Here is a 17,194-nt window from a genome sequence, read left to right on the forward strand (position 1 = left end):
TTTCCGACGCCTGACGCAACGGGGCCAGGCATGGACGTTGCGGAGCATCGATGAAGCAGCGCGCGCATCTTCCAGTGATTGAACACGCACGTCATTACGACGCGCAATACCGGCGCCGGCTTGCGACTGCCTTCGCGTTGTCTTTGCTGGCGCATGCATTCGTCATGTCGCTGCAGTTCGGGCTTCCCGGGCTGGGGCTGCCCGGCCTGGAACTGCCGTGGAATCAGCGGCGCGCGCAGGCGGATGGATTGCGCGTGGTGCTGGCCAATCCATCACGCATCCCGGAAACGGCATCCGTGACACCGGACGGCACGAGCACGCAGGAGCATCCGCCGGAGCGCATCGAACCACCGCAGCGACGCGCACTTGCCGTGCCCGCTAACGTGCAACCGGCGTCGCCTGATGCGCAAGGGAAAACCTCCGCAGCAATAACATCGGCCATGCATGCCCGCACTGAGAATCCGGCGCGCGCGCCTGCGAGGCCCCGCAAGCCGGGGATGGTCGCCTCGGGGCCGCGCCTTCTGACGCAGGACGACATGGGCCAGAACACGTTCTCGGTGCCGCTTCCCATCTTCGACGGGCCCGACCGGGCAGTCGCGTCGCATCCCGATGCGCTGCCGGAACCGGCGCCCCCGGATGCGGCAGCGCTGGCCGCGTCACCTGTGCACGAGCAAATGGATGCGCGCGCGGAGCAAGAGGCCGAGCAGCATGTCCGCGAAGCACAAGCAAGGGTGCAGGAACAGGAAGAACGCAGGCAGGAAGAGGCGCAGGCAATGCTGGAACGGCAAAGGCGCGAAGAAGAAGAGCGCGTGCGGCGCGTACTCGAACGCGAGGCGCAGCGGCAGGATGAGGAGCGTGCAGCGCGCCAGGCGCAAGAAGCAGCGCAACAGCAAGCCGCGCAACAACGTCGGCAGGAAGAAGAAAACGCACATCGCGCGCAAGCGATGGAAGCGAGAATGCGCGAGGAACTGCGGCTGCAGGAAGAAGAGCAGCGCGCGGCGATGGAGCGCGAAGAGCGCCGGCAGGCGCTGGAAGCGGCGCTGCGCCAGAAACAGGCGGAAGAGCTCGCCATGCAGGAGCGCGCGCGGGAGGAAGCGCGCCGGCAGGAACAGGCCGCCGCGGCGCGGCGTGAACAGGCGCTCGCCGAAAAGGAGAGTGCAGCGCAAATGGCTGCCGTGGCGCCCAATGCGCCCGGCGGCAGTCTCGCCGCGCGCGCTTTGGAGCAGGCGAGGAAATCCGGCGAGGCACAGGACATGCCGCCGCTGCCGCGCCAGTTGACGCCTCCGGTGCCCGATCCGGCGCCTCAGGCTGCCGACCCCGCGCGCCGGCGCTCGGCGCTCGGGCGTGCCGACCACGACATCGGCGTGATGATGTATGTGGAAAGCTGGCGTCTCAAGATCGAGCGCAACGGGCGCCTGAATTACAGGCAGTCGTTGGTCGAGTCGGCATACACAGAACCGGTCGTGACCGTGGCGGTGCGCAGCGACGGCAGCGTCGAGGACATCGTCTTCCATCGCAGCAGCGGACGCCCGGAACTTGACGAAGCGGTGCGGCGCATCGTCAGGCTCAACGCACGCTACGCCGCGTTTCCGCCGGAACTGGCGCGCCGCTTCGACGTGATCGAGATCCGGCGCACCTGGAACTTCGACGACAAGCTCAGGCTGCTGGACCAGGCACGCTGAAAGGCCGTGCCGGCAGTGGCCCGTGAAGCCATGGGATTGGCCCCGCATGTCAGCATAAAAAGCGGTTCCGCTGATCGGCCCGTCTTAACATTTTCACATGTGCGATTGCGTTGCCCTGCGCCATTCCGCGCGAATTCCTGCGCCTTCGCCCGTTGCCGGCGTCTAGCCCGATTCCGGCCGGCCCGTTATTGGCGTTATCTCAAGATGCGCGCGGTGTGAGCGTGCGTAAATGCCGGGTGCGAAAGACGCTTCAGAGACAGCCCGCAACATCCAGTGATTTTTTCAGAGAAGGTCCGACATGACTTTGCATCAGCGACTCATTTTCCCATTCCTGCTGGCGCTGCTGTTCCTGGCAGGGTGTGCGGGACAGGCGCCGAAACTCACCAGCTTCGCGATCAACATGGACCGCAAGAAGGCTGGCCTGGAGCGCCATGAAATCGACTTGCCGGATGGCGTGCGTTACGTTTATCTGGCGGGCGGAAAGGGCGATGTGCTGATGCTGCTGCACGGGTTCGGCGGCAACAAGGATAACTTCACGCGCGTGGCAGCCGGCCTGACCAAGGACTACCGCGTCGTCATCCCGGATCACGTCGGCTTCGGCGAATCGACCCACCTGCCCGACGGCGACTACACGCCGGCGGCACAGGCCAAGCGGCTGCATGCATTTGCCCAGGCGCTCAATATCAAGGATGTCCATCTGGGCGGCAATTCGATGGGCGGGCAGATCGCCATGGCGTATGCCGAACTGTATCGCGACGAGGTCAAGAGCATGTGGCTGCTCGATCCCTCCGGCATCTGGGATGCGCCCAAGAGCGAATTCGCGGAAATCTACCTGAAGACCGGGAAAAACCCGCTGATCGTGCGCAGCGAGGATGAGTTTGCGGACGTATTCAAGATGGTGATGAGCGACCCGCCGTTTGTGCCGCGCATCGTGCTGAACACGATGGCACAGGAGCGCATCAAGAATGCCGACCTGGAGGAAAAGATTTTCCAGCAGATCGTCAATGATCCCTCCATGGAAAAACGCGTCAAGGATTTGCCGATCCCAACCCTGATCGTCTGGGGTACCGAAGACCGCCTCATCCATCCGGCGACCGCCGATATCCTGCATAAGCTATTGCCGAATTCGAAGGTGATCATGCTGAAGGACACCGGTCACATGCCGATGCTCGAACAGCCGGGAACGACGGCATGGGATTATGTGCGGTTCCGCAAGAATTACGTCGCGAAGCTGAAGCTGCCGCCTGCCGAGGCTCAGGCGTCCAAATAAGCGGACGACGTACTTGCGCCGGATGGGGCGCCATGCATGCCCGCGCGGGCATGCGGCGGCTTGCTGAACTTACGCGGCCTGCGCATTCAACTGATTCAACGAAGCGATCAGGTCGGCAAAGCGCTGGCCCTGGATCATCACGTGACCGCGCAACAATTCACCCGCCTTCTCCCCATCCCCTTCCACAATTGCATTGACGATTTGCTCATGCTCCGCAAATGAGTTGGCGAGCCGGTCGCGCACGCGCAGTTGCAGGCGCCGGTAAGGACGTAGCCGGCGGTGCAGATTCTTCGCTTGTTCAGCCAGGAATGCATTATGGCTGCCGGCGTAAATCTCTTCGTGGAATGCTTCGTTCCGGTAGTAATACTCGTCCGCGTCGTTGTCGGTGCGCGCCTGGTTGCAGGCCTGGTGCGCCGCCAAAAGCCCCCCATGTTCATTCGATGTCATGCGGCGCGCGGCGAGCCGGCCGCACATCGCTTCCAGCTCTGCCATGACTTCGAACATTTCCACCAGCCGCTGCGGCGGAATTTCCGCCACCACCGAGCCGCGCCGCGGACGCGTGACCACCAATCCCATCGACGCCAACTGAATCAGCGCTTCCCGGATCGGCGTGCGCGAGACGCCGAATTCGGCTGCCAGCGCCGTCTCGTCCAGATGCTCTCCCGGGCGTAGCTTGCCGACCGCAATCATTTCTTCAATGGAATCGCGCAGCGTTTCGGATCGATTTTTCATGGCATTAGGGAGTAATTGTATTTTTATATAAATTGTAGATACGATTCTACACTTGACAACGTATTTTTAACATGCAATCTTGTATACACAATAAAAAAACGTGCATAAAGATACGTAAAACTGGGAAGCCGCAACAAGAGGCACCGATTTCATCCAATATAGGAGAGACAACATGACGTCAGCGACGAGACGTACCCTACTGGCCGCGCTCGCGGCTACCCCTTTGCTGTCCGTGCGTCAGGCATGGGCCCAGTCCACCACCCTCAAGATTTCCCACCAATTTCCCGGCGGGACGATCAACGAAGGGGATTTCCGTGATCGCCTGTGCCGGATGTTCGCAGCGGAAGTCGAGAAGCGCAGCAAGGGCGGGCTGAAGTTCGAGATTTATCCGGGCGCGTCGCTCATGAAAATCAACGCCCAGATCTCGGCCGTGCGCAAGAGCGCGCTCGACATGTCGCTGGTGCCGCTGTCGTATGCCGGCGGCGAAATGCCGGAGGTGAATATCGGTCTGATGCCGGGCCTGGTGACATCCTACGAACAGGGCTACGGCTGGAAGAACAAGGAAGTCGGCAAGGAGCTCAACAAGTTCTTGAACGACAAAGGGATCGTGGTGGTCAGCTGGGTCTGGCAGGCGGGCGGCATGGCCGCGCGCGGCGCCAAGCCGATCATCGAGCCGGAAGACGCGAAGGGCCTGAAAATCCGCGGCGGCTCGCGCGAGATGGACATGATGCTCAAGGCCGCGGGCGCCGCGGTCGTCACCGGACCGACCAACGAGATCTATGCCGGCATGCAGACCGGCGCGATGGATGCGGCGCTGACGTCGTCTACCTCGCTGATATCCTTCCGCCTGGAAGAGGTGGCCAAGAGCCTGACCACGGGCCGCGGCGGCGCCTATTGGTTCATGTTCGAGCCGCTGCTCATGTCCAAGGCGGTGTTCGACCGCCTCAGCAAGGAACAGCAGCAGCTGATCATGACGGTCGGCGCGGAGATGGAGCAATTCGCGCGCAAGTCGGCGCAGGCCGACGACGAAATGGTCGCCACGGTCTACCAGAAGGCTGGCGCCAAGGTCGCCGACCTGACCCCGGCAGTCGTGAAGAAGTGGCAGGCCATCGCCAGGGATACCGCATGGAAGGACTATGCGGAACGCAATGCCAATTGCGCCAAGTTGCTCAAGCTGGCGGAGCAGACCCTATGAGCCACGCCATCGAACTGGAGCCGGCCGCGCGGCCGGCGCTGCCTTGCAACCCGGCGCTGGCCGGCGTGGTGCGCATGCTGGAGCGTGTCAACCGTGCGCTACTTGCGCTGTCCATGCTGGCTATGGTGATCACCGCCGTCGTGCTGACCTATGCGGTCGTGGTGCGTTACTTCTTCCGCGTGCCGACCGACTGGCAGGACGACGCCACCGTCTTCATGCTGGTCGGCGCGATCTTTTTCAGCTGCGCATACGTGCAGTCATATCGCGGGCACATCGGCATCGAGGCCATCGCTTCGGTGCTGCCGCCTGCCGTCAACGCCGTGCGCCTGTTCGTCGTCGACATCGCATCCTTCCTGTTTTGCGCGTTCTTTTCCTGGAAGTCGTGGACGCTGCTGCATGAAGCCTGGGTTGACGGCCAGACCACCTCGTCTGCGCTCGCGCTGCCGCTGTGGATTCCCTATTCGATGATGGCGCTCGGCATGACTCTGCTGACCGCGCAACTCTTCGTCCAGGTGCTTATGCACGCATCGACCAAGAGGGAGGCCCGATGAGCGAACTCCAGTTGGGCGCCATGTATGGCGCCGTCACCCTGTTCGTGATGTTTTCCGGCATGCCGATCGCGTTTGCCCTCGGCGCGGTCGCGGTCGGCTTCATGTATTTCTTCATGCCGGCTGCGTCGCTCGATACCGTTACTCAGAACGTGTATGAGGAAATGGCCTCGGTCACGCTGCTGTCGATCCCGCTGTTCATCCTGAAAGGCGCGGCCATCGGCAAGTCGGCAGCCGGCAGGGATTTGTATTCGGCCATCCATACCTGGTTTCACAAGATCCCGGGGGGCTTGGGCATCGCCAACGTGTTTGCCTGCGCGCTGTTCGCGGCCATGGCCGGTTCGTCGCCGGCGACCTGTTCTGCGATCGGCTCGGCGGGCATTCCGGAAATGCGCAAGCGCGGCTATTCACCCGGCTTTGCGGCCGGCATCATCGCCGCCGGCGGCACGCTCGGCATTTTGCTGCCGCCGTCGATCACGATGATCCTCTATGCGGTCGCGGCGGAGCAATCGCTCGGCCGCCTGTTCCTGGCCGGGATAGGGCCGGGCGTCATGCTGGTGCTGATGTTCGCCGGCTACGCGGTGTACCGCGCCAGGAAGGAATACCGTACCGCGCTCGCGGTCTATGAGGGCGGTGGCGCCAAGTCGGCCTACCTCGACAACGAGCATTTCACCTTTTCGCAGAAGGTCGAAATGCTGCCGCGCGTGCTGCCCTTCGTGGTGCTGCTGACCGGCGTGATGATCGCGCTGTATGGTGGCTATGCAACCCCGTCCGAGACCGCCGGCCTGGGGGCGTTGCTGGCGATGGTGCTGATCGCGATCGTTTATCGCATCTGGAAGCCGAAGGACTTGTCGCCGATCCTGGCATCGACGATCAAGGAATCGGCCATGCTGCTGATGATCATCGGCATGTCGCTGCTGTACTCGTATGTGATGAGCTACCTGCATATCAGCCAGTCGGCGGCGCAATGGGTGGTGGGCCTGGCGCTGTCCAAATGGCTGCTGCTGGCGGTGATCCTGCTCATGGTCATCGTGCTCGGCTTCTTCCTGCCGCCGGTATCGATCATCCTGATGACCGCGCCGATCATCCTGCCGCCGCTGAAAGCGGCCGGTTTCGACCTGATCTGGTTCGGCATCGTCATGACCATCGTGATGGAGATGGGATTGATCCATCCGCCGGTCGGGCTGAACATCTTCGTGATCAAGAACATCGCGCCGGATATTCCGTTGAAGGACGTGATCTGGGGCGTGATGCCGTTCGTGGTGCTGATGTTCGCTGCCGTGCTGCTGCTGTGCGTCTTCCCGCAGATCGCCGTCAGCCTGCCGGACATCGTGATGGGAGCCAAATAGATGGGCGCGAACGATCGTATCTGGAACACCCAGCAGACCAATCGCGCCGAACGCCTGGGCCGGGCCCGGGCGGCGCTTGGCCCGGCGCTGACAGGAAAGCTGTGCGCGACCGACAAGATCACCGAGCTGTTGCACCAGGTGCTGGAGCCGGGAGATCGCGTATGCCTGGAAGGGAACAACCAGAAGCAGGCGGACTTTCTCAGCAAGGCGCTGGCCAGCCTCGACGCGCAGCGCGTCAACCGGTTGCACATGCTGCTGTCGGTGATCGCGCTGCCGGAGCACCTCGACGTGTTCGAGCGGGGTATCGCGTCGAAGCTCGACTTTTCATTCTCCGGCCCGCAGGCCGGTCGGCTGGCCAAGCTGGCGTCCTCCGGCAAGCTCAATATCGGTGCGATTCACACCTACCTCGAACTGTTCGGACGCTATTTCGTCGACCTGACGCCGCGCGTATGCCTGATCGCGGCGCAGGCCGCCGACCGCAACGGCAATCTGTATACCGGGCCGAACACCGAGGATACGCCGGCCATCGTCGAGGCCACCGCGTTCAAGAGTGGCATCGTGATCGCGCAGGTCAATGAAGTCGTGGATACGCTGCCGCGCGTCGACATCCCGGCCGACTGGGTCGACTTCGTGGTCGCCGCGCCGACGCCGCACTATATCGAACCGCTGTTTACGCGCGATCCGGCGCAGATTTCGGAAATCCAGGTGTTGATGGCGATGATGGCCATCAAGGGCATCTATGCCGAATACCAGGTCGAAAGCCTGAACCACGGCATCGGCTTCGATACTGCGGCCATCGAGCTGCTGCTGCCGACCTATGCCGCGTCGCTCGGCTTGAAAGGCAAGATCGCCAGCCACTGGGCGTTGAATCCGCACCCGGCGCTGATCCCGGCGATTGAAGCCGGCTTCGTCGAATCGGTGCATTCGTTCGGCTCCGAACTGGGCATGGAAGAGTACATCCGCGCCCGGCCCGACGTGTTCTTCGTCGGACCCGACGGCGGCATGCGCAGCAACCGCGCCTTGTGCCAGGCCGCCGGCCATTACGCGTGTGACATGTTCATCGGCTCCACGCTGCAGATCGACTTGCAGGGAAATTCCTCGACCGCCACGCTGGGCCGTATCTCCGGCTTCGGCGGCGCGCCCAACATGGGCGCCGACGCACGCGGCCGCCGGCATGTCAGCGAGGCCTGGCTGAAAGCCGGGCGCGAGGCGCGCTCCGGAAAGAACCTGATCCCGCGCGGCCAGAAACTGGTGGTGCAGATGGTCGAGACCTTCCGCGAGCACATGCAGCCGGCCTTCGTCGAGACGCTCGATGCATGGCAGCTGGCGGAACAGGCCGGCATGGCGATTCCACCGGTGATGATCTATGGCGAGGATGTGACGCACATCCTGACCGAGGAGGGCATTGCGAACCTGCTGCTGTGCCGCACCGATGAGGAGCGCGAGCAGGCGATCCGCGGCGTGGCAGGTTATACGCCGGTCGGGCTCGGACGCGACAAGCGCATGGTGGAAAACCTGCGCGACCGCGGCATCATCCGCCGCGCCGAAGACCTTGGCATCGACAAGCGCATCGCTACGCGCGACCTGCTTGCGGCGAAGAACATGAAAGACCTGGTGCGCGCATCCGGCGGTTTGTACGATCCGCCCAAACGTTTCAGGAACTGGTAGGGGCCGATATGGAAAGCTTGAAATTCCGCTTCAAGAACGGCCGGCACGACGGCGGCTCGCGGCCGCAGCTGGTCGGCGTGGTCAGCTCGGGCAATCTCGAAGTGCTGATCGAACCGGTGCCGCTGAACGGCGCGTGCGAGATCGAAGTGAAAACCGCGGCGCACGGCTTTGGCGCGATATGGGAGGCGGTGATGACCGATTTTCACGCGCGCTGGCCGCTCGCCAATACGCGTATTTCGATCAACGACATGGGGGCGACGCCTGCCGTCGTCAGCCTGCGCCTGGACCAGGCGGTGGAAACGATGCTGGGAGCCGCATGATGAAAAGTTACATGGAAGCGAGCGCGCGCGAACGCATTCAGCAGCTGCTCGACGCCGGTTCGTTCGTCGAATTGCTGCCGCCGGCGGCGCGCATGATGAGCCCGCACCTGGAGCAGCTCGACGCGCCGGTGTCGTTCGACGACGGCGTGGTGATCGGGCATGGCACTTTGGACGGGAAGAGAGTGTTTGCGGCTTCCCAGGAGGGTGGTTTCATGGGCGGCGCGGTGGGCGAAGTGCACGGTGCCAAGCTCGTCGGCCTGCTTAAGCGCGCGATGCTCGAGCGCGCGGACGCGGTGCTGCTGCTGCTGGAAACCGGCGGCGTGCGCCTGCATGAAGCCAATGCCGGCCTGATCGCGGTATCGGAGGTCATGCGCGCGGTGCTCGACGTGCGCGCTTCGGGCATTCCCGTGGTGGTGCTGGTGGGCGGATCGAACGGCTGCTTCGGTGGCATGGGCATCGTCGCGCGCTGCGCCAATGCGATCGTGATGTCGGAAGAAGGCAGGCTCGCGATGTCGGGACCGGAAGTGATCGAAACGGCCAATGGCGTCGAGGAATTCGATTCGCGCGATCGCGCACTGGTGTGGCGCACGACCGGCGGCAAGCACCGTTATCTGATTGGCGACTGCCAATACCTCGTCGCCGACGACATCGGCGCCTTTCGCACGACCGCGGCCGTGGCGATCGACGCCTGCGCCCGAGACGGCGTCGAGCTGACGCTGTCTGCGCTGGAAGCGGAGCAGAACTTGCTGGAACTGCGCCTGCAGGCCTTCGGCACGAAATCCGATCCTCTGGAGATCTGGGAGCAAATGGGCGTGCCGCAACCGCGACAGGTGCCGATGCTGGAGGCCGATCCCTTTCGCCGCATGGCTGACCAATACAGGATGGGAGCTTGAGCATGGATTGGAAAACACTCGCAGCGCAGCTTTTTCCGCAAGGGCACAGCATCGTCGAACAGGACTTCTTTTTGTCGGGAAAGGCCGAGGTCGACGGCAAGCCGGTGGCAGTCATCGGCACCACAGGGCATACCGCGATCGGCGTGGAGATTGCGCTGGCCCAGGCGAAGGCAGTACTGGCCACGGTCCGCCACCACCCGGGGCGCCCGATCGTGATCCTGGTCGATACCCAGGGGCAGCGCCTGCGGCATCGCGACGAAATGCTCGGCATTAACAGCTACATGGCGCACCTGGGGAAATGCATCGAACTGGCGCGCCGCAGCGGGCACAGGGTCGTGGCCCTGGTCTATGACCAGGCGCTGTCGGGCGGGTTCATCACCAGCGGGCTGATGGCCGACGCCTGTTACGCGCTGCCCGACGCGACTATCCGCGTGATGGCACTGCCGGCGATGGCGCGCATTACCAAGGTACCGGAAGAAAAGCTGGTGGAGCTGGCGAAGTCCAACCCGGTTTTCGCGCCCGGGGCCGAGAACTATTTCGTCATGGGCGGCATCGAGGCGATCTGGAAGGATGACCTCGCGCGCAATCTGGCGCAGGCAATGGCACAGGCCGCCACCACTGATCGGCGCAGCGCGCACGGAATGGCGCGCGGCGGCCGGCGCAGTGCACAGCGGGTGATGGATGCGGTGATCGCCGATGGCCAGCCTCGCGCGGCATAGCCTGGTCTGGCTTGAGCCGGAAGGCTGGAAGGAGGCGCTCGATGCGGCGGGCGATTCTTGCCGCGAGGGCCTTGCCTGCTGGGGCGCGCGTGACTGGCCGGCCATCGTGCGGCGCTGCGACGACGACGCGGCGCCGGACCAGGTCTGCCTCGGCGTCGCGCTTCCTCCCGATCCCGTATCGGGCGCCAAGCGGCGCATCGCGCTTCGCGCTCGCCAGGAGCTGGTAAAAAAAAGCCTGGCTCCGTTGAACCTGGAGCACGCCGTACCGGACATGCCTGGTGCGTGGCAGCCGCACCTGGCTGCGCTGTGCGAGCAGGCCGGCGCTGCCGGCATCGGCTTCAGGGTCTACGGCTCGGCGGCCATGCAGCACCTGACGGGCGAGTCGTATCTGACGCCATCGTCCGACCTCGATCTGCTTTTCCTGCCGACGACAAGTGCGCAGCTGGCGGCAGGACTCGCGCTGTTGTCGGTCCATACCGGCGCGGTGCCGCTCGACGGCGAAATCGTGTTCCCGTCCGGCCATGCTGTGGCATGGAAGGAATGGCTCGGTGCGCAGCGGGCGCAAACCGGATGCCGCGTGCTGGCAAAGGAGCTGCATGCGGTGCGCTTGATGAAACCGCAGGATTTGCTCGACACCCTGGAAGATCGCTCATGCATCCATTAGCGCCAATGTTGGCCGGCCTGGCCGAAACGCGTCCGGCCGCGCCCGGCAAGACCTTCAGCATCGCTCTGGCCCGTCAGCAGCGGCGCACCTGCCTGGCAGTGGGGCGCATGGCGGTGCAAAGCCTGTACGACGAACTGATGTTGTATCCGAAGCCGGGGCTGGTATCGGCGGTGGACAACGGCAGCCACGACGACATGAATGCCGGGACTTTCATGCGCAGCATGTTTTCGCTCAGGCATTACTTCATCGCGATCACGCAAGCCGGCATGAATGACGCCCCGTTTTCCGAACTCAAGCGGCTCGGCATCAAGGCGGAACAATCCATGTTGCGCACCACAGGCGGAATCAACACGCATCGCGGCGCGATTTTCGCTCTCGGCATGTTGTGCGCGGCGGTGGGACATTGTCATTCCCGGCGCGTTACCCTTTCCGCGCGGGCGATTCGCGCTGCCTTGCTGAGTCAGTGGGGCGAGGCATTGCAGGCGCATACGCGGGCGGAGTCGAACGGATCGCACGGCCAGCTGGTAGCGGCCATGCATGCCGCGAGCGGCGCACGCGAGGAGGCGGCCCAGGGGTTCCCGGCAGTGTTCGACATCGCGCTGCCGGCGCTATGGCGTACGCTGGACGGGAGCCTGTGCTGGGAGCGTGCCCGGATCGACGCATTGTTTGCGCTCATGGCGCACATCAGCGATACCAATGTCTACTACCGGCGCGGAGCGGCGGGCGCCGGGCTGGTGCGCGAGCACGCGCGGCGCTTCATCGCGCGCGGCGGCACCTGCTGCGCCGACTGGCGGGCCCATGCGCAGGACTGCCATCGCATCTTCACCGGACAACGCCTGTCTCCCGGCGGCGCGGCCGATCTGCTGGCCGCCGCCTGCTTCATTCACAAGGCGACGGGGCGCTTGCCGCGCAGCCGATGACCGGAAAATACGATGACGAACCGTTTTGCCATACTTTGTCCCGGGCAGGGAGCGCAGCATGCGCAGATGTTCGATCTGGTCGACGCGCGGCGGCGGGAGGATCTGTTCGCGCGCTGGCATCTGGAGCAGGCGCTGGGCATGACGCCGGCCGCGGCCCTGGCCGGCGGCGTCGTGTTTGCAAACCGTGTCGCGCAGCCGCTCATCGTTGCTGCGCAAATGGCGGTGTGGAGCGTGCTGCGGGACCTGCTGCCGGCGCCGGTGCTGGCTGCAGGGTACAGCATCGGTGAATTGTCCGCGTGCGCTGTCGCGGGCGCGATCTCGGAGGCCGATGTCATTGCGCTGGCCGCTTCGCGCGCTCGCCTGATGGATGTCTGCGCCTCCGGATCGGCCGCTCAGGCCATGCTTGCGTTGCCCAGCCTCGATGGCGCGCAGGTCAGGAAGATGATCGCCGGCTGCGACCTGTTCATCGCGATCGAAACCGGCAAAGACAGCGTGATCGTCGGCGGCGCACGCGAGGCCGCGCTCGAACTGCAAAAGACGGTGCATCGCGCCGGCGAGCGTGCATGCCTGCTGCCGGTGGAAGTGGCGTCGCACACGCCGTTGATGGCTGCGGCGGCTGAGGCATTTGCGCGCGAGTTGGACATGCGCGGACTGCGCGATCCGCGCTTCCCCGTTCTGGCCGGCATTTCCGCGCAAATGCTTTATCGGAAACAGGACGTGCTGGATTGCCTTGCGCGCCAGATCGCCGAGACCATTCGCTGGATGGAGTGCATGGATGCATGCGCGGAGGCGGGCGTGACGGTTGCTCTGGAACTGGGACCGGGAACGGCTTTGTCGCGTATGATGCAGGCGCGCCATCCCGATATCCAATGCCGCTCGATTGCCGACTTCCGGACGATCGAAGGCATCACGAAATGGGTTGAGCGCCAGATTAGCCACAATCATTCATAGTCAACCGCATGGCCCGTCCCACCTATTTGCCCGATAACTTCACGCTGGCGCTCGCATTTGCCGTGCTGGTCGCCACTTTCCTGCCCTGCAGCGGCATGTATGCCACGGCGTTGAACGCGATCACTTACGCGGCGATCGCCCTGTTGTTCTTCCTGCACGGCGCCAAACTGCCGCGCGAGGCAGTCCTCGCGGGCGTCGCGCACTGGCGCCTGCACCTGCTGGTGCTGGCGAGCACCTTCGTGATGTTCCCGCTGCTGGGCGTGCTGATGAAGCCGCTGGCGCTGCATTTCATCACGCCGGAGCTATACCTCGGCATTCTGTTCCTGTGCGTGCTGCCGTCGACGGTGCAGTCGTCGATCGCGCTGACGGCCATGGCCAGGGGTAACGTGGCCGCAGCGGTGTGCAGCGCCTCGGCTTCCAACCTGCTCGGCATTTTCATCACGCCGCTGCTGGTCGGACTGGTCTTTGCCGGCAGCGGCGTGGGCCACGCGTCGCTCGACGCGGTGCTGTCGATCGTGCTGCAGCTGCTGCTGCCGTTCGTCGCCGGCCAGCTGGCGCGCAAGCGCATCGGGAAATGGGTCGACCGCCGCAAGGCCACGCTGCGCCTGGTGGATCAGGGCTCGATCCTGCTGGTGGTGTATACGGCATTCAGCGCCGCCGTGAACCAGGGATTGTGGCATCAGCTGCCGCCCGCCGCGCTGGCGGGGCTGGTGCTGGTCAATGTCGTGCTGCTGGGGGCCGCGCTGGCGCTGTCGCGCTTTTGCAGCCGCCGCCTGGGTTTCAACCGGGCCGACGAGATCGCCATCATTTTTTGCGGCTCGAAAAAGAGCCTTGCGACGGGCGTGCCGATGGCCAAGATCCTGTTCGCCGGCCATGCGGTCGGCATGATCGTGCTGCCGCTCATGCTGTTCCATCAGATTCAGCTGATGGTCGGTTCGGTCCTGGCGCAACGGTATGCGCGCCTAGGCGGCACGACGGCATAAGCCAGTCGACCCCGCGCGGGCTGCTACGCCGCCTGCCTCAGTGGCGCTGGATCGGAATGTCCAGGGCGCGCCGCAGTGCGGCAATCTGGTTGCGGCTCTCGGTTGCGCCATCGCGCTGTCTGCGCTCGCTTTCCTGTCGCGCCAATTGTTCCGCCATGTCCTTTTCGTGCGCGGCCTGGACCAGGATTTCCTGGTAGCGAAGGTGGCTGTGATGCGCTTCCGCGCGGATCAGTTCGGCGTCCTTCGCCTTTTTTTCATCCACGCGCGCCGGCGGCCGGTTCGTCAGTGAAACCAGCCGCAGTTGCGCGGTTTGTGCCAGCGACCTGGCCTTTTCGATTTCCATCTCCCATTCGGCCTGTGCAAGGTCAAGCTTGTGGTCCAGATAGAGCTGGAAACCATACCGCCCGCCAAGCAGCAGCAGTACGCCGAGCAGGACAGCGGTTTTCCAGAGCGATTGGTCGCTTGCATAAAGTTCGTTTCGCATTTTTGTCTCCACTCTCCGGCGATTGTTCTCAATGCGCGTCTTATTGATGGTTGGAAAGACAAGCGCGCACCGATTGAGAAAACATGGAGAGAATATTCATCCTGCACGAAATGAAATTGATGGCGTGCAAGGTCTCTGGCGGACTCAACACCCTAGTTTTATATTGCAAAAAATGTAATTCAAGCACGCGGGTTCATGCTGCCAAGAAGTTGGCTCCGCATGTCAGCATCAGGGCCGGGTGAAACCGGCCCTGACCCAAATTCAGTGCAATATAGAAAATTTGCTTTGCAGCAGGATTATTGCGGCGACTGTCCCGGATTCGGCGCTGGCTGCTGACCCGGTTGCGCCCCGCTGGAAGTAGCGGCGCCGGACGTGGTGCTTTGGGTGGCCGAAGGATTGCCGGAAGAATCCCCGCTGGAAGCGCTAGGTTGCGGTGAAGCAGAACTACCGGAGGTGGCTGGCGCGGTATTCGATGATGCCGGTTGCCCGGACTGGCCGGAAGCGGCAGTGCCGGAAGCGCTGCTGCCGGAAGTGGCTTGCGCCAGAGAATGCTGCTTGGCCTGGGCGATGGCGAGGTCGCGCGAAGCCTTGGCGACGTCTTCGCAAGCCTTCTTGGCGTCGCCGACCTGGTCGCTGCATTGTGCTTTGGAAATCTTGTACTGGGCGCCGGCTTTGGCTTGTTCCAGTTCCAGGCGATTCTTCGGGGTGTCGCGCGCGTTCACCTTGGCTTGTGCTTCGGATACCTTTTTCTGGCCTTCCGCCTGGGCCTTGCAGATATCCTTGGCATTGCCCTTCATGTTGTCGCAGTTATCCTTCGAGCCTTGCTGCTGGCTGCCGGATTGATTCTGGGATGGCTGGGGCGATGAACTTGCACCGGGGGAGGATTGGGCATGGACGCTTGCCGAGAAAGATAGCGCAAGCGCTGCAGCGAGGACGGTCAGGTTTGCTTTCATGGCAGGGCTCCTCAGGTTGATGTGGGCAGCCAAGCGTCAGCAAGCTTTATGCCATTGCGCGGGAAGCGGTGATGCGGGGTAAGAATGCCGAAAGCACGCAGGGCACGAAGCGCCTGAAAGACGTTTCGTGCCCTGCGTTTGCCGCCGTCGCGGCGGCCGGGGACGCTTAATCCGCGCCCAGATAGACGTAGCGGAAAACGAAGACCGCGGCGATGATCCACACGATGATCGGGACTTCCTTGGCGCGCCCGGTAAACAGCTTCAGACCCGCATACGAAATGAAGCCGAAGGCCACGCCGTTGGCGATCGAGTACGTGAACGGCATCATCAGCGCGGTGACCACGGCCGGCACGCTCTCGGTGGTGTCGTCCCAGGAAATGTCGACCAGTTCACGCAGCATCAGGCAGGACACGAACAGCAGGGCTGGCGCGGTCGCGTACGCCGGCACGGCGCCGGCCAGCGGCGCGATGAACAGGCAGGCCAAGAACAGCACGGCCACGGTCACTGCGGTCAGGCCGGTGCGGCCGCCCGCCTGCACGCCGGCGGCGCTTTCGATGTAGGCGGTGGTGCTGGAGGTGCCGAGGAAGGAGCCGGCGACGATCGCGCTGCTGTCGGCCAGAAGCGCCTTGTTCAGTCGGTCCATCTTGCCTTCCTTGAGCAGGCCGGCGCGGTTGGCCACGCCCATCAGCGTGCCGGTGGCGTCGAACAGCTCGACCAGGAAGAACACCAGCACCACGTTCAGGATGCCGACCGACAGCGCCGCGGAAATATCGAGCTTGAACAGGGTCGGCGCAATCGACGGCGGCATGGACACGATACCGCCGAACTGGTTACCGCCAAAGAAAAAGCTGAGGATGGTGACTGCGACGATGCCGATCAGGATCGCGCCTTTGACCTTCAGGCGATCGAGCGAGACGATCAGGAAAAAGCCGACGATGGCGAGGATGGCCGGCGCCTTGTGCAGGTCGCCCAGGGTGATGTAGGTGGCCGGATGCGAGGTGATGATGCCGGCGTTCTTGAGCGAGATGATCGCAAGGAACAGGCCGATACCGGCGGTGATCGACGTGCGCACCGAATGCGGGATGCCACGGATGATCATTTCGCGGATGCGCACCAGGCTGACGATCACGAACAGGATGCCGGAAATGCACACGGCGCCCAGCGCCGCTTCCCAGGAAAAGCCCATGCCCTTGACCACGCCGTAGGCGAAGTAGGCGTTCAAGCCCATGCCGGGCGCCATCGCGATCGGGTAGTTGGCGTACAGGCCCATCACCAGCGTACCGATCGCCGCCGCCACGCAGGTGGCGACGAATACCGCGTCCTTGGGCATGCCGGCGTCGCCGAGGATGGACGGGTTGACAAAGACGATATAGGCCATCGTCAGGAAGGTAGTCAGGCCGGCCAGCACCTCGGTGCGCACGTCCGTGTTCTGCTCCCTTAACTTGAAGAGCCGTTCCATCACACTCATTATTTTCTCCAGATTACGTTGGACCAAGAATTAGTCAGGCCGGTATTTTGCCGCAAGACATCATTGCATGATCGAAAGACGGTAAAAATTTCGTCAAATATGAAACAGATGGCAGGAAAAAAGCGTGTTTGCCTCGTTCCCGCCGTGGTTTTGTCATTTTTGAAATGGTGTGAAATGGCATCATGAATTTCTCATCAAAAACGATGTTGTATCTCAAAAGGGCCGCGTGGACAAAGGGTGAAATGCGTGATACTGTATGAATGAACAGTATGTGAATTTGATGGTCAAATCTGCTTTGATTGATTTGAACGTTGTAAGGTTTTCACGATGGTTTTCCTGCGGTTTTTTCAAGTGACGTCGTTCTTAATACTTGTTGGTCGTCTGTGCTGTCTCAG

17 protein-coding genes are annotated in these 17,194 nt (G+C 63.1%); 13 read left to right on the plus strand and 4 right to left on the minus strand.

Annotated elements, in window-relative coordinates:
- Positions 1-50 precede the first annotated feature (50 nt).
- Positions 51-1,682: a cell envelope integrity protein TolA gene (gene tolA, locus FAY22_RS00955; protein ID WP_146328497.1), complete on the plus strand. Its 1,632-nt coding sequence runs from the start codon at positions 51-53 to the stop codon at positions 1,680-1,682.
- 298 nt (positions 1,683-1,980) lie between these two features.
- A complete protein-coding gene (locus FAY22_RS00960; protein ID WP_146328498.1) occupies positions 1,981-2,952 on the plus strand; it encodes an alpha/beta fold hydrolase in 972 nt (323 codons plus the stop codon).
- A 69-nt stretch (positions 2,953-3,021) separates the two neighbouring features.
- On the opposite strand, the gene FAY22_RS00965 is transcribed toward FAY22_RS00960, so the two are convergent.
- On the minus strand, positions 3,022-3,684 hold the full coding sequence (locus FAY22_RS00965) for a GntR family transcriptional regulator (RefSeq protein ID WP_146328499.1): 663 nt from the start codon (positions 3,682-3,684) through the stop codon (positions 3,022-3,024).
- A gap of 172 nt (positions 3,685-3,856) precedes the next feature.
- Between FAY22_RS00965 and dctP the strand changes: the two genes are divergently transcribed.
- Genes dctP through FAY22_RS01020 form a run of 11 tightly spaced genes read left to right on the plus strand, consistent with a single transcriptional unit; the run spans position 3,857 to position 13,894 of the window.
- Positions 3,857-4,879: a TRAP transporter substrate-binding protein DctP gene (gene dctP / locus FAY22_RS00970; protein ID WP_146328500.1), complete on the plus strand. Its 1,023-nt coding sequence runs from the start codon at positions 3,857-3,859 to the stop codon at positions 4,877-4,879.
- On the plus strand, positions 4,876-5,430 hold the full coding sequence (locus FAY22_RS00975; RefSeq protein WP_146328501.1) for a TRAP transporter small permease: 555 nt from the start codon (positions 4,876-4,878) through the stop codon (positions 5,428-5,430). Before dctP ends, FAY22_RS00975 begins: the two co-directional genes overlap by 4 nt.
- Entirely contained in the window at positions 5,427-6,776 is a 1,350-nt protein-coding gene (locus FAY22_RS00980; protein WP_146328502.1) for a TRAP transporter large permease, read from the plus strand. The genes FAY22_RS00975 and FAY22_RS00980 overlap by 4 nt, the downstream gene beginning before the upstream one ends.
- On the plus strand, positions 6,777-8,444 hold the full coding sequence (gene mdcA, locus FAY22_RS00985; protein ID WP_146328503.1) for a malonate decarboxylase subunit alpha: 1,668 nt from the start codon (positions 6,777-6,779) through the stop codon (positions 8,442-8,444).
- Between the two features lie 8 nt (positions 8,445-8,452).
- Complete coding sequence (gene mdcC / locus FAY22_RS00990; protein ID WP_146328504.1) at positions 8,453-8,764, plus strand: malonate decarboxylase acyl carrier protein; 312 nt, start codon at positions 8,453-8,455, stop codon at positions 8,762-8,764.
- The gene (locus FAY22_RS00995) at positions 8,761-9,657 is read left to right on the plus strand and encodes a biotin-independent malonate decarboxylase subunit beta (protein WP_146328505.1); all 897 of its coding nucleotides are present in this window, start codon (positions 8,761-8,763) and stop codon (positions 9,655-9,657) included. The genes mdcC and FAY22_RS00995 overlap by 4 nt, the downstream gene beginning before the upstream one ends.
- Before the next feature lie 2 nt (positions 9,658-9,659).
- Positions 9,660-10,376: a biotin-independent malonate decarboxylase subunit gamma gene (mdcE, locus tag FAY22_RS01000; protein WP_146328506.1), complete on the plus strand. Its 717-nt coding sequence runs from the start codon at positions 9,660-9,662 to the stop codon at positions 10,374-10,376.
- A complete protein-coding gene (gene mdcG, locus FAY22_RS01005; RefSeq protein WP_146328507.1) occupies positions 10,354-11,040 on the plus strand; it encodes a malonate decarboxylase holo-[acyl-carrier-protein] synthase in 687 nt (228 codons plus the stop codon). Before mdcE ends, mdcG begins: the two co-directional genes overlap by 23 nt.
- Positions 11,028-11,960 carry a triphosphoribosyl-dephospho-CoA synthase MdcB gene (gene mdcB, locus FAY22_RS01010; protein ID WP_246860611.1) on the plus strand — a complete coding sequence of 311 codons (933 nt, stop codon included), beginning with the start codon at positions 11,028-11,030 and terminating at the stop codon, positions 11,958-11,960. The genes mdcG and mdcB overlap by 13 nt, the downstream gene beginning before the upstream one ends.
- Positions 11,961-11,972: 12 nt before the next feature.
- Positions 11,973-12,911, plus strand: coding sequence for an ACP S-malonyltransferase (locus tag FAY22_RS01015; RefSeq protein WP_146328508.1), 939 nt, complete (start codon positions 11,973-11,975; stop codon positions 12,909-12,911).
- A gap of 8 nt (positions 12,912-12,919) precedes the next feature.
- On the plus strand, positions 12,920-13,894 hold the full coding sequence (locus FAY22_RS01020; RefSeq protein ID WP_146328509.1) for a bile acid:sodium symporter family protein: 975 nt from the start codon (positions 12,920-12,922) through the stop codon (positions 13,892-13,894).
- A 37-nt stretch (positions 13,895-13,931) separates the two neighbouring features.
- On the opposite strand, the gene FAY22_RS01025 is transcribed toward FAY22_RS01020, so the two are convergent.
- The 3 genes from FAY22_RS01025 to FAY22_RS01035 form a co-directional block, all read right to left on the minus strand.
- Positions 13,932-14,378, minus strand: a complete 447-nt coding sequence (locus FAY22_RS01025; protein ID WP_146328510.1) for a hypothetical protein — start codon at positions 14,376-14,378, stop codon at positions 13,932-13,934.
- Positions 14,379-14,674: 296 nt separating this feature from the next.
- A complete protein-coding gene (locus FAY22_RS01030; RefSeq protein WP_146328511.1) occupies positions 14,675-15,331 on the minus strand; it encodes a hypothetical protein in 657 nt (218 codons plus the stop codon).
- Positions 15,332-15,497: 166 nt separating this feature from the next.
- Positions 15,498-16,799 carry an NCS2 family permease gene (locus FAY22_RS01035; protein ID WP_146328512.1) on the minus strand — a complete coding sequence of 434 codons (1,302 nt, stop codon included), beginning with the start codon at positions 16,797-16,799 and terminating at the stop codon, positions 15,498-15,500.
- Between the last annotated feature and the right edge of the window lie 395 nt (positions 16,800-17,194).

This window comes from Noviherbaspirillum sp. UKPF54 (assembly GCF_007874125.1).
GTDB lineage: Bacteria > Pseudomonadota > Gammaproteobacteria > Burkholderiales > Burkholderiaceae_D > Noviherbaspirillum.